We start from the raw sequence: 12,725 nt of genomic DNA, 5'->3' as shown, positions 1-12,725 counted from the left end.
ATCGGACTTGCCCTTTTCCCCGGGCCTTTGATGGGCTATCGGCCTGTTAAACGAGTTTTTTGAGAACGGGTTCACGATGCTTCGGAACATGCGCAAGGCTGGGCAGACCCTGGTCGGCAAAATCATCGCTACCGTATTTTTCGCGGGGTTGATCATCAGCTTCGCGATCTGGGGAATTGGTGACATCTTCCGCGGCCAACCGGCTTCGACAGTGGCGGAGGTCGGCGACACCTCCATCTCCATCAACCAGGTTCGCAACGCCTATACCAACCAGCTTCAGCAGCTGGGCCGCCAGTTCCGAACGGTGATCACCCCCGAGCAGGCCCGCATGCTCGGCCTGGACCAGCAGGTGATCAACACCCTCGTCACCGAGGCCGTGATGGCCGAGGAGGCCAAGCGCTTGGGGCTCTCCGTCTCCGACGAGCTCGTCGCCAGCTCGATCATGGAGAACCCCGCCTTCAAGGGGGCGGACGGACAGTTCAACCGTGCCCTGTTCGATCAGGCGCTGCGCAATGCGGGCCTCGCCGAGACCGGCTTCGTGCAGGAGCAGCGCGCCGCTATGACGCGCCTCCACCTCGCCGAGGCGATTGCCGGCGACGTCCCGGTTCCGGCAGCCGCGAAGGAGGCCCTGCACCGCTATACAAGCGAGCGCCGCAGCGCTGCCTATCTCATGCTCACCGCGGCTCTCGCGGGCGATATCCCCGCTCCCACCAACGAGCAGCTGCAGAGCTTCTACGAGGAGCGCAAGGGCACCTACCGGGCTCCCGAATACCGGGCGGTCAACGTGATGGCGCTCGATGCCGCTTCCATCGCCAAGCCCGACGCCGTTTCGGATGCCGACGCCCGCCAGCGTTATGAGCAGCAGAAGGCGAAATACGGCCAGCCGGAACGCCGCGCGATCCAGCAGATCCCCTTCACCTCGATGGAGGATGCGCAGGCCGCTTCGACCAAGATCAAGGAAGGCGCGGATTTCGCAGTCGTTGCCACCGAGCGCGGCGTTTCCGCTTCGGGCCTGGAGCTCGGCACCTTCACGAAGGCCGAGATGCTCGATTCCGCCGTGGCCGATGCCGCCTTCAGCCTCCCGCAGGGCGGCGTGAGCGAACCGATTCAAGGCCGTTTCGGCCCGGTGATCCTGCGCGTCACGCAGATCCAACCGGAATCCGTCCGCGCCTTCGAAGAGGTGGCCGCTGAGATCCGCCAGGAGGTCGCTCGCGAGCGCGCCCAGAGCCAGATCGAGAAGATCCACGATGAGATCGAGGATCTGCGCGCCGGTGCGAAGCCGCTCGCTGATATCGCCAAGGAAAAGGGCCTGACCTTGGTTCAGGTCCCGGCCATGGACGCTCAGGGCCGGGACAAAGCCGGCAATCCGGTGAACATGCCAGAGCGCGATGCCGTGTCCAAGGCGGCCTTTGCCTCCGACATCGGCGTCGACAACGAAGCCCTGCGGGTTGGCTCCGGGTATGTTTGGTACGACGTGACCGGAATCGAGCCCTCTCGCGAGAAGACCCTCGACGAAGTGCGCGATCAGGTGGCCACGCAATGGCGTGAGGACCAGGTGGCTCAGCGCCTCTCCGAGAAGGCACGTCAGCTGACGGAGCGTATCGAGAAGGGCGAGACCATCGAGGCTTTGGCGCAGGAAGTGAATGCGCAAGCCAAGACCGTGGCCGATCTTGCGCGCGGCTCCGCCAAGGATGACCTCTCCGCCGAGACCGTGAACCGTATCTTCGCCACCCCCGTGGGCGAGGCAGGCAATGCGACGAATGCCGCCGACACTCGCGCCGTGTTCAAGGTCACGGCTGCCACCATGCCGCCGCTCGCCACCACGACGCAGCAGGCGCAGAACATCGAGAACCAGTTGCGCAACGGCATGGCCGACGATCTCATCAACCAGTACATTGCCCAAGCCCGCCAGGATCTCGGTGTCACCATCAACCAGCAGGCGCTGCAGCAGGCCATCGGCAGCGGCGAATACTAATCCATGAGCATTGCGCCCGATTTCGAGACTTTTGCGAAGGCTTATAAGGATGGCGAGGCAGGTGTCCTGCGCGCCACTCTCGTCGGCGATCTTCTCACTCCCGTCGCAGCTTTCATCAAGCTGCGGCACCATCGGAAGGGCTCGGCCTTTCTGCTGGAATCCGTCGAGGGCGGCGCTACGCGCGGGCGCTTCTCGATGATCGGTCTCGATCCGGATCTCGTGTGGCGATGCCAGGATGGCGTCGCTTCCATCGACCGGAATGCTCTCACCCGCGACAGGCACTTCGTCACAGACGAGCGCCCTGCCCTCGAGAGCCTGCGCGCGCTGATCAAGGAAAGCGCCCTGCCGCTCTCAGACGATCTTCCGCCCATGGCGGCAGGCCTGTTCGGCTATCTCGGCTATGACATGGTGCGCATGATGGAGCGCCTGCCCGAGCCGAACCCGGACGTGCTCAAAGTGCCGGACGCCATCCTCATCCGCCCGACGGTGATGGTGGTGTTCGACGCGGTGAAGGATGAGATCTCGCTCATCACCCCCGTTCGCCCGCAATCAGGCATTTCCTCAAAGGCGGCCTATGAGGCGGCGCTCTCGCGCCTCGACGAGGTGACACAGGCGCTCGAACTGCCGCTGCCCATCGAGGATCGCAGCGACCCCGCATCCGTCCATTTCGATCCGCCGGTGTCGAACACCACGCCGGAAGAGTTCGAGGGCATGGTGGCGAAGGCGAAGGAATACATCCGCGCCGGCGACATCTTCCAGGTGGTGCTCTCCCAGCGCTTCGAGTCAGTCTTCCCCCTGCCTGCCTTCGCGCTCTACCGGTCGCTGCGTCGGGTCAATCCGGCTCCGTTCCTCTGCTATCTCGACTTTGAGGATTTCCAGATCGTCTGCTCCTCGCCGGAGATCCTGGTGCGGGTACGCGACGGCAAGGTCACGATCCGCCCCATTGCCGGCACGCGGCCGCGCGGTGCGACGGCGGCCGAGGATCGCGCGCATGCTGAAAGCCTGCTCGCCGACCAGAAAGAGCGCGCCGAGCACCTGATGCTCCTCGATCTCGGACGCAATGATGTCGGCCGCGTGGCGGAGATGGGCACCGTGCAGGTCACGGATTCCTTCTTCCTCGAATATTACAGCCAGGTGATGCACATCGTATCGAACGTGGAAGGTCGCCTCGACCCCTCATTCGATGCGCTCGACGCCCTGATCGCGGGCTTCCCGGCAGGAACGGTCTCCGGTGCGCCGAAGGTGCGCGCCATGCAGATCATCGACGAGCTGGAGAAGGACAAGCGCGGGCCCTACGCCGGCTGCATCGGCTATTTCGGCGCCAATGGCGAGATGGATACCTGCATCGTGCTGCGCACCGCCGTGGTGAAGGACGGCCGCATGGCGGTCCAGGCGGGCGCGGGCATCGTCTACGATTCCGATCCGGCCTCCGAGCAGCAGGAATGCATCAACAAGTCGAAGGCCCTGTTCCGGGCGGCCGAAGAGGCCGTGCGGTTCGCGAGCCAGGCGAGGATCGGACAATGACCTTCGAGTTCTGCCGCATTTTGGAACGGCGAACCGGAACCACTTCGCCGCAAAATGCCATTGGGGCAACGCTTCCCTTGACCGCGCCTCCCGCATACGCGAACGTCGGTGTGCTATGACCCGCGTTCTCGTCATCGACAATTACGACAGCTTCACCTGGAACCTGGTGCATCTGCTCGGCCCTCTCGCAACCTCCGTAGAGGTGCTGCGCAACGACGCCATTACCACGGACGAGGTCCTGGCCTCCTCGCCCGATGCCATCGTGCTCTCGCCGGGCCCCTGCACGCCCAATGAGGCCGGCATCTGCCTCGATCTCGTGAAGCGCGCCTCGCCCACCATTCCGACCTTCGGCGTGTGCCTCGGCCTTCAGGCCATCGGCCAGGTCTTCGGCGGCACGGTCTCCCGCGCGCCTCTGCCCATGCATGGCAAGGTGTCCGAGGTGGAGCACAGCGGACAGGCGGTCTTTCGCGGCATCAACGGTCCCTTCAAGGCGACCCGTTATCACTCGCTGATCGTGGACCGGGAGACCTGCCCGGCGGACCTCAACGTGACGGCTGAGACCGCGGACGGCCTCGTGATGGGCCTGTCGCATCGCTCGCTCCCGATCCATGGCGTGCAATTCCACCCTGAGAGCATCCTGTCGGAGCACGGGGTGACGATCATGCGCAATTTCTTCGATCTGGCGGCCGCCTGGAACGCCAAGCATCGCCCCAGTGGCGCGAGCGCCGCTTAACCCCAAGGCATAGACCCGATGGAATCCTTCAAGTCCTATCTCGCTAAAGTCGCTACCGGCGCATCGCTGACGCGTGACGAAGCGCGATGGGCATTTGACGATCTCCTCTCCGGTGAGGTGACACCGGCCCAGGCCGGCGCGTTCCTCATGGCCTTGCGGGTTCGCGGCGAGGCGCTCGATGAGATCGTCGGCGCGGTGACGGCCATGCGCGGGCGCATGCTGCCGGTGAAAGCACCTGAGAATGCCATCGATATCGTTGGCACGGGCGGCGACCATTCCGGCAGCTACAACATCTCGACACTTGCTTCGATTATCGTCGCGTCCTGCGGCATCCCGGTCGCCAAGCACGGCAACCGCGCCGCCTCCTCGAAATCCGGCACGGCTGATGTTCTCTCGGCCCTCGGCGTGAAGCTCGGTCTCGACCCGGAGGGCCTCGAGCGCTGCGTGAATGAGGCGGGTCTCTGCTTCATGTTCGCCCAGACGCACCACGCGGCCATGCGGCATGTGGCGCCGGTGCGCGTGGAACTGGGCACCCGCACGATCTTCAACCTGCTCGGCCCCCTCGCCAATCCGGCAAGCGTGAAGTATCAGCTTCTAGGAGTTTTTTCAGAAGCTTGGCTCGATCCATTGACCCAGGTTCTGAAGGAACTCGGCTCCCGCAAGGTATGGACCGTGCACGGCTCGGATGGCCTTGATGAGATGACCACCACGGGCCCGACCTTCGTGGCGGCGCTTGAGGACGGCGCGATCCGCCGCTTCACCGTGACGCCTGACGAGGTGGGTCTTCCGACCGCAAAGCCCGAGGATCTGAAGGGCGGCGATCCTGAGCACAATGCAAAGGCGCTGCGTGCCGTTCTCGATGGTGCGCGTAATGCCTATCGCGATGTGGCCCTGCTCAACGCTGCCGCCTCTCTCGTGATCGCGGATGCTGCGGCGAACCTGCGCGATGGTCTGGAGCGTGCTTCACAGGCGCTCGACAGCGGCGCGGCCAAGGGCACGCTCGAGCGCCTCGTCAAAGTCTCGAATGCGTGAGGCTTTTTCGATGAGCGACGTGTTGAGCAAGATCGAAGCCTATAAGCGCCAGGAAATCGCAGCGGCGAAGACAGCCATTCCTTTGGAAGAGATGAAGCGTCTCGCCCTCGAAGCCTCGCCCCCGCGTGGCTTTGCAATGGCTATCGAGCGGCATCTCACCGAGGGCCGCCCCGCCCTGATCGCGGAGGTGAAGAAGGCAAGCCCTTCGAAAGGCCTGATCCGCGCCGATTTCGATCCGCCGAGCCTCGCGAAAGCTTACGCGGACGGCGGCGCGACCTGTTTGTCCGTGCTCACCGACGAGCCTTCGTTTCAGGGCAAGCCCGAATACCTGAACCAGGCCCGCGAGGCCTCCGGCCTTCCTGCATTGCGCAAGGATTTCCTGTTCGAGCCCTATCAGGTCTACGAGGCCCGCGCTTGGGGTGCGGATTGCATTCTCGTCATCATGGCAAGCGTCTCCGACGATGAAGCACGTGCGCTCATCGACACCGCGCACGAACTCGGCATGGATGTGCTGGTCGAGGTGCATGACCGCGCGGAACTCGAACGCGCCATCCCGCTCGGCACAAAGCTCATCGGCATCAACAACCGCAACCTTCGCACCTTCGAAGTGTCCCTCAACGTGAGCGAAGAACTCGCTCCGCTCATCCCGTCCGACCGCATCATCGTCGGCGAGAGCGGCATCTTCACGCTTGAGGACATCGAGCGTCTCCGACAAGTCAACATCCGCACCTTCCTCGTGGGCGAAAGCCTGATGCGCCAGACGGATGTGACGGCGGCCACCAAGCGCCTGCTCTTCGGCGAGGCGGCATGACGAAGCTCACGCATCTCGACGCGAGCGGCGAGGCCAACATGGTCGATGTCTCCGAAAAAGACGTCACCAGCCGCACCGCGATTGCCGAAGGATGCGTGGTGATGCAGCCCGAAACGCTGGCGCTGATCCGACAGGGCGATGCGAAAAAGGGCGATGTGCTCGGCACCGCACGGCTTGCTGGCATCATGGCATCCAAGCGCACGCATGAGCTGATCCCGCTCTGCCATCCGCTGCTGATTTCCAAGGTGAAGGTGGATTGCTCACTCGACGACTCGCTGCCCGGCATACGCGTCACGGCGGAGGTGAAGGTGTCGGGCCAGACGGGCGTCGAGATGGAGGCACTCACCGCCGTCTCCGTCGCGTGTCTGACGATCTACGACATGGTCAAAGCCGCCGATAAAGGCATGCGGATCGAAAATGTGCGGCTTCGCATGAAGAGCGGCGGACGCTCAGGAGTATACCAAGCACCATGAGCCTGATCCCGGTCGAAGATGCTCTGTCCCGCGTTCTGGCGAGTGTCGAACAGCCGGTCTCGATCGAACATGTGCCATTGTCTGCCTGCGCGGGACGCGCTTTGGCTGAGGATGTGAGCGCGCTTCGCGACCAACCGCCCTTCCCGGCTTCCGCCATGGATGGCTATGCCGTCCGCAGCATCGATGTGGACCATGTGCCAACACCTCTTCAGATGATCGGCACCAGCGCGGCGGGGCAGCGCTTTTCCGGCGCGGTCGGGCCGCAGCAGACCGTGCGCATCTTCACCGGCGCGCCGTTGCCGGATGGCGCGGATACCATCGTGATCCAGGAGGACACGGAAGCTAAAGGCGATCAGGTCCTCGTGAAAGAGCGCCCGCGCCACGGCCAGCACATCCGCAAAGCCGGTCTCGATTTCACGGCAGGCGACGTGCTGCTTCAGGCTGGCCTTTGCCTCGATGCACGTCACATCGCGCTTGCCGCCGCCATGGGTCACGGAACGCTTCCCGTGCGGAGGAAGCCTCGCGTCGCCATTCTCGCCACCGGCGACGAGCTGGTGCGCGCAGGCGAACCAGCGGGCCCGGATCAGATCACAGCCTCGAGCCTTCCCGCCACCGCCGTGATGGTCGAGAAAGCGGGAGCCGAAGCCATCGATCTCGGCATTGCCCGCGATACGCTCGAATCGCTGGAAGAGCGCATTCAAGCTGCGCGCGATGCAGGTGCGGACATTCTCGTGACGCTGGGCGGCGCATCGGTCGGCGAGCACGACCTCGTGCAGAAGGCATTGCAGCGCCAGGGCATGGAACTCGGCTTCTGGCGCGTGGCCCTGCGCCCCGGAAAGCCGCTGATGCATGGCAAGCTCGGGGACATGCTGCTGCTGGGTCTGCCCGGCAACCCGGTCTCGTCCCTCGTCTGCGCCGTCCTGTTCCTCATCCCCGCCATTCGCGCGCTGCTCGGCGATGCGCAGGCCGACGCGGACCCAACCGAGATCGCGATTCTAGGCGCGGATCTTCCCGCCAACGGCCCGCGACAGGACTACATGCGCGCCTCGCTCGCATCGGAGGAGTTCGAAATCTCCCTCACCCAGCGTACCGAGCGCATGCCGCTGCCGGTCGCCACGCCGCACCTGATTCAGGATTCGTCGATGCTGAGCATCCTCGAACGCTCGGACGCCCTGCTGGTCAGGCCACCTCATGCGCCGCCAGCCCAGGCCGGAGAACCCTGCCGGATCATCCGGCTGGAGAGGTTTTGCTGAAAATTCCACCTCAGCTTGAGCACGCACTTGCAGAACACAGCAAGAACAGTTACCCTGTTCTTGCTTTGTTTTCCAGAATCGCTCCTTTTCCTGGAGCAGTAAGGGTCTGTCATGCTCACGCGCAAACAGCACGAATTGCTCCGCTTCATTCATGAGCGGCTGCGTGAAACCGGGGTTCCGCCGTCCTTCGACGAGATGAAGGACGCGCTCGACCTCAAGTCGAAATCCGGCATCCACCGCCTCATCACGGCGCTCGAGGAGCGCGGCTTCATCCGCCGCCTGCCGAACCGCGCCCGCGCGCTCGAGGTGATCCGCCTGCCCGAATCCGTCGGCGCAGCCGCCGGCCAGCGCCGCTTCACGCCGAGCGTGGTCGAGGGCGGCCTCACGGAGAAGAGGCCCACGCCCCAGCCCGTCGCCGAGGAGCGGTATCGCGACACGGCCACGATCCCGGTCATGGGCCGGATCGCTGCCGGTACGCCGATCTCCGCGATCCAGAACCGCAGCCATTCCATCACTCTCTCGGGCGACTTCCTCTCTCAAGGGGACCACTTCGCTCTGGAAGTGCGCGGCGACTCGATGGTGGAAGCCGGCATTCTCGACGGTGATCTCGTGGTGATCCGCAGGCAGGACACGGCGAATACCGGCGACATCATCGTGGCCCTCATCGATGACGAGGAAGCAACCCTCAAGCGCTTCCGCCGCCGCGGCTCCTCGATTGCGCTGGAAGCCGCCAACCAGGCCTACGAGACTCGCGTGCTTGGTCCCGACCGGGTCAAGATTCAGGGCAAGCTCGTCAGTCTGGTTCGCCGGTACTGATCTCATCCTCAGGCAAATCCTGCTCGGGAACGGGCCGCGCCAAGCGCGGCCTCTCCTGAGCAGGAGGCACTGACGCTTTTGCCATGGCCGACCATGGCTGAACTTCCCGTCCCCTCTTCACCGACTGAATTTCCGCTGCCTCGGGGGTCAGGCGAATGGCGGTTGCGCCGCGCTCGACAAGTGCCTTGCGGTCAAGAACTACAGGTGCTCTGCAGTTCGACGGCGCATCGAGCCGCGTGATGACAATTGCCGCGCGGCGGCAATCCTCCTCGAAAGCCGAAAACTCGTGGACGAAAGCGACAGCGCGCTGCTCTCTGATCTCCACAACGCAACCGAGCCCGTCGCATCGCGCGGCTTGTTTGAGCGAAGCATCGTCAGCCTTACGTCCGTCTCCATCCGCTCTCAGCCATTGCTCCACGACGAAACCGGAAGGCCTTCCGACCAGCGTCAGTTCTCCAAGCACGTTGCGGATCGCAGCCCCAGCTCCGTCGCGGTCGACGTAGATGTCATAGCGATGGGGCGTTGCGGCGAAGGCCAATCCGGCACCGGCTGGAATGAGTGCCAGCCACCGCAAGTGCGAGGCCGGGATCGTCAGCACGAGAAGGCCCGCGCTCAGCAACACCAATGCGCCGACGCCGAGCGCCGGTACCACGACGGTCGAGCCGCTGAAGCCGCCAACCCAGGCGGAGACATCGAGCACCTTTTCGACCGCAAGTCCCATGACATTCCAGATCGGCGCATCGAGGCCAAAGGGATAGGCCAGCACGCCGAGTACGGCGGCGGGCATCACGACGAGCGACACGAGCGGCAGAGCGAGCGCATTGCCGATCAGGCCGTAAGGATTGAGGCTCTGGAAGTGGTAGGCTGCGAAGGGAGCCGTGGCGAGGCTCGCAACGAGCGTTGTCGTCACGAGGCCGAAGGCTGATCGGCCGCCCCAGGAGAGTGCCTTGTCGATCAGCATTGTGGGTGCGCCTGCAGCTCTTCGCCATTGAATCAACGGCACGAGCGTCATCATCGCCGCCACGGCGCCGAACGACATCTGGAAGCTCGGGCCCAACAGCGCTTCAGGCTCACGGGCCAGCACGATGACGGCGGCGATCGAGAGGTTGCGTATGCTCAGCGCGGGACGATCGACCAGAACCGCGCCGAACATCACGAGCGTCATGACGAGCGAGCGTTCGGTCGCGACATCCGAGCCTGAGAAGACGCAATAAGTCGTCGCTCCCGCCATCGCAACGACGGCAGCGATCTTCTTCACCGGCCAGCGCAAAGCGAGGTTCAGACTGAGCGCCAGAAACGCACGTACGAGCCAGAAGAACGTGCCTGCGGCCAGAACCATGTGCAGACCGGAGATGGAAACGATGTGATAAATGCCTGCCGCGCGCAGCACATCGTTGGTCGGCTCGCTGATCAGCCCACGCTTGCCCGTGACGAGCGCAGCGCCCACACCACCGGCTGCGCCACCGATGGATGCAGCAATGCGTTGCGTGAGCGTATTGCGGGCTTCATCGACACGCGCCGCCAGCCACAGCGACCAGCCGGGAGAGGTCGGCGGGTCAAGCTGACGCACGGCTCCCGTGAAGGAACCGACCGCGCCAATTCCTCGGTAATAGGCATCGCGCGCGAAGTCGTACCCGCCCGGCCACGCCGGCTGTGGTGGTGGTAACAGGCGCGCCGTGCCGGCGATGAACTGACCTGCCGAGAGATGATCTCCGCTGCGGATGGAAACGCGCACGAGAAGCGGCCGCTCGGCCTCGGTCACCCCCTGCAGGCTGTGGAGCTGCAGCAGAATGCGTTTGCCCTCCTCCCGATCCTCCACCGCTTCGATGAAGCCGGAAACCGGCGCGATCACGGTTCGGGTCAGCACCGGAGCGGCAACGCTGCGTGTGCGGTTCACGCCCGCTGAGAACCCGGCAAAAACGGCGGCTAGGCCGACACAAACAGAAAGCACCAGGAGATTATGGCGCAGCCACACGGCTGCAGCAGCCAAGACCGCCAGGGCTCCCAGAGGAGCCCAAAGCGCAGGCCGCTCGGCCTGGAAGAACAGGATGATCCCAAGGCCGAAGCACACGGCAAGCCACGGGAACAGCCGCCGCTGTTCGACTTCGCGCGCAAGGTTGCGTTCCAGCCAGCCACGCCAGTCGAAGGCATCCCAGTCCAGGGCCAGGCCGGACGAGCGAGGCAGCGCCACGGCCCGCGCGAGGCTGCGCGGGATCCGGTTTGGCTCTCCTTTGTTGTCTACGGTCATGGCTTTGGCTTAACGCGGGGTCGGTTGCATGGTAGACGAGCCCACGCTTCGGCCCAAACCGCCCTGTGGATGAGCCGGACACATGCGTGCTTGCTGTCCAGGCCGCGCAATCTTTTGAGAATTTCAAGTTAAGGTTCCCTGCGATGACCGTTGTCACCCGCTTCGCTCCCTCGCCTACCGGCTTCCTGCACATTGGCGGGGCACGCACGGCCCTGTTCAACTGGCTCTATGCCAAGCGGCATGGCGGCAAGATGCTGCTGCGTATCGAGGACACGGACCGGGAACGCTCGACAGAAGCCGCCATCCAGGCGATCCTCGACGGCCTGACATGGCTCGGGCTCGATTGGGACGGCGACGTGGTCTACCAGTTTTCCCGCGCTGCCCGCCATCGCGAGGTGGCCGAGACCCTGCTTGCCCAGGGCCGTGCCTATTACTGCTACGCGACGCCGCAGGAACTGGAGGAGATGCGCGAGACCGCCCGCAAGGAGGGCCGCCCTCTGCGCTATGACGGCCGCTGGCGCGACCGCGATCCGTCCGAGGCGCCGAACGACGTGAAACCTGTGATCCGTCTGAAGGCCCCCACCGAGGGTGAGACCGTGGTGGAGGACGAGGTGCAGGGCCGCGTCGTGTGGCAGAACAAGGATCTCGATGATCTGGTCCTTCTGCGCTCCGACGGCACGCCCACCTACATGCTCGCCGTGGTGGTGGACGACCACGACATGGGCGTCACGCACGTGATCCGCGGCGATGACCACCTGACGAACGCCGCCCGCCAGACACAGATCTATCAGGCCATGGGATGGGATGTGCCGAGGATGGCGCATATCCCGCTCATCCATGGTCCGGACGGCGCGAAGCTCTCGAAGCGTCACGGCGCGCTCGGCGTCGAGGCCTATCGCAGCATGGGTTATCTCCCGGTCGCTTTGCGCAACTACCTCGTGCGTCTCGGCTGGAGCCACGGCGACCAGGAGATCTTCTCCACCGAGGAGATGATCCAGGCCTTCGACCTCAAGAGCATCGGCCGCTCGCCCGCGCGCTTCGATTTCGCGAAACTCGAGAGCATCAACGGCCATTACATGCGTCAGTCGAAGGACGAGGATCTGGTCAATGCCCTTGAAGATCTTCTGCCGGAACTTGGCGGCGACGAGCATCATCTAGGCCGCAAGTTCACTCCTGCTCTGCGCGAGAAGCTCAAGGCCGCCATGCCCGGCCTCAAGGAGCGCGCCAAGACCCTCGTGGAGCTCCTGGACAGCGCCTATTACCTCTACGCCCAGCGTCCCCTGAAGCTGGATGAGAAAGCAGCAAGCCTTCTCGCGGAGGGTCGCGCGCGCTTGGCCGGCGTTCCGGAGAAGCTGCAGGCCGTGTCCAACTGGAACGCCCAGAGCGTGGAAGCGGTGATCCGCGAGCATGCGGAGTCTATCGGAGCCAAGCTCGGACAGGTGGCGCAACCCCTGCGCGCGGCTCTGACGGGCCGGGCCACCTCCCCCGGCCTCTTCGACGTGATGGCGGTTCTCGGCAAGGACGAAACCCTGTTGCGGCTTCATGATCAGCTGAAGGACGCGCCTGCTGCATAAACAGGCGCACCCCACCTTTAGACGTGCTTGCCCGGCTTCAACGGATAAGCTACCGAAGGCGCCATTCTCCTACCTGACCGGCTGACCTCGGTCCGGCAACTGAAGCTCGGAGGCCTCCTCTGAAAACTTGGTTGCTCTAGGTTATGCCCGGCCTCCTGCTGAAAGGGCGAAGACCCATGAGTTCCAACTCCACACTCTCAGTCGACAACAAGGCCGTGGAACTAGCGGTGAAAGAGGGCACCATCGGCCCGAGCGTCATCGATATTTCGAAACTCTACGGTCAGAC

Annotated in this window: 10 protein-coding genes; 9 read left to right on the top strand and 1 reads right to left on the bottom strand. The window is 64.3% G+C overall.

Annotation, left to right across the window (positions count from 1 at the left end; genetic code table 11):
* Positions 1–88: 88 nt before the first annotated feature.
* From DC522_RS15225 to lexA, 8 genes are all read left to right on the top strand, one after another.
* Positions 89–1,975: a SurA N-terminal domain-containing protein gene (locus tag DC522_RS15225; protein WP_245444188.1), complete on the top strand. Its 1,887-nt coding sequence runs from the start codon at positions 89–91 to the stop codon at positions 1,973–1,975.
* 3 nt (positions 1,976–1,978) lie between these two features.
* A complete protein-coding gene (trpE, locus tag DC522_RS15220; RefSeq protein WP_116529532.1) occupies positions 1,979–3,499 on the top strand; it encodes an anthranilate synthase component I in 1,521 nt (506 codons plus the stop codon).
* A 115-nt stretch (positions 3,500–3,614) separates the two neighbouring features.
* A complete protein-coding gene (locus tag DC522_RS15215; protein WP_116529531.1) occupies positions 3,615–4,232 on the top strand; it encodes an aminodeoxychorismate/anthranilate synthase component II in 618 nt (205 codons plus the stop codon).
* Positions 4,233–4,250: 18 nt separating this feature from the next.
* Positions 4,251–5,264 carry an anthranilate phosphoribosyltransferase gene (gene trpD / locus DC522_RS15210; protein ID WP_116529530.1) on the top strand — a complete coding sequence of 338 codons (1,014 nt, stop codon included), beginning with the start codon at positions 4,251–4,253 and terminating at the stop codon, positions 5,262–5,264.
* A gap of 10 nt (positions 5,265–5,274) precedes the next feature.
* Positions 5,275–6,075 carry an indole-3-glycerol phosphate synthase TrpC gene (gene trpC / locus DC522_RS15205; RefSeq protein WP_116529588.1) on the top strand — a complete coding sequence of 267 codons (801 nt, stop codon included), beginning with the start codon at positions 5,275–5,277 and terminating at the stop codon, positions 6,073–6,075.
* Positions 6,072–6,548 (top strand): cyclic pyranopterin monophosphate synthase MoaC, encoded by a 477-nt coding sequence (gene moaC, locus DC522_RS15200; RefSeq protein ID WP_116529529.1) that lies wholly within the window; start codon positions 6,072–6,074, stop codon positions 6,546–6,548. Before trpC ends, moaC begins: the two co-directional genes overlap by 4 nt.
* Complete coding sequence (glp, locus tag DC522_RS15195; protein ID WP_116529528.1) at positions 6,545–7,801, top strand: gephyrin-like molybdotransferase Glp; 1,257 nt, start codon at positions 6,545–6,547, stop codon at positions 7,799–7,801. The genes moaC and glp overlap by 4 nt, the downstream gene beginning before the upstream one ends.
* A gap of 111 nt (positions 7,802–7,912) precedes the next feature.
* Complete coding sequence (lexA, locus tag DC522_RS15190; protein ID WP_116529527.1) at positions 7,913–8,617, top strand: transcriptional repressor LexA; 705 nt, start codon at positions 7,913–7,915, stop codon at positions 8,615–8,617.
* Here the strand turns inward: lexA and DC522_RS15185 are convergent.
* Positions 8,595–10,865 carry a ComEC/Rec2 family competence protein gene (locus DC522_RS15185; RefSeq protein WP_116529526.1) on the bottom strand — a complete coding sequence of 757 codons (2,271 nt, stop codon included), beginning with the start codon at positions 10,863–10,865 and terminating at the stop codon, positions 8,595–8,597. The two genes, lexA and DC522_RS15185, sit on opposite strands and share 23 nt — an antisense overlap.
* Before the next feature lie 143 nt (positions 10,866–11,008).
* On the opposite strand from DC522_RS15185, the gene gltX reads away from it, so the two are divergent.
* Positions 11,009–12,439: a glutamate--tRNA ligase gene (gene gltX / locus DC522_RS15180; RefSeq protein WP_116529525.1), complete on the top strand. Its 1,431-nt coding sequence runs from the start codon at positions 11,009–11,011 to the stop codon at positions 12,437–12,439.
* Positions 12,440–12,725: the final 286 nt, after the last annotated feature.

It is taken from the genome of Microvirga sp. KLBC 81 (assembly GCF_003075415.1).
Lineage (GTDB): Bacteria > Pseudomonadota > Alphaproteobacteria > Rhizobiales > Beijerinckiaceae > Microvirga.
Note: the sequence above shows the minus strand (reverse complement) of the source record. Positions and strands in the feature narration are given on the sequence as shown.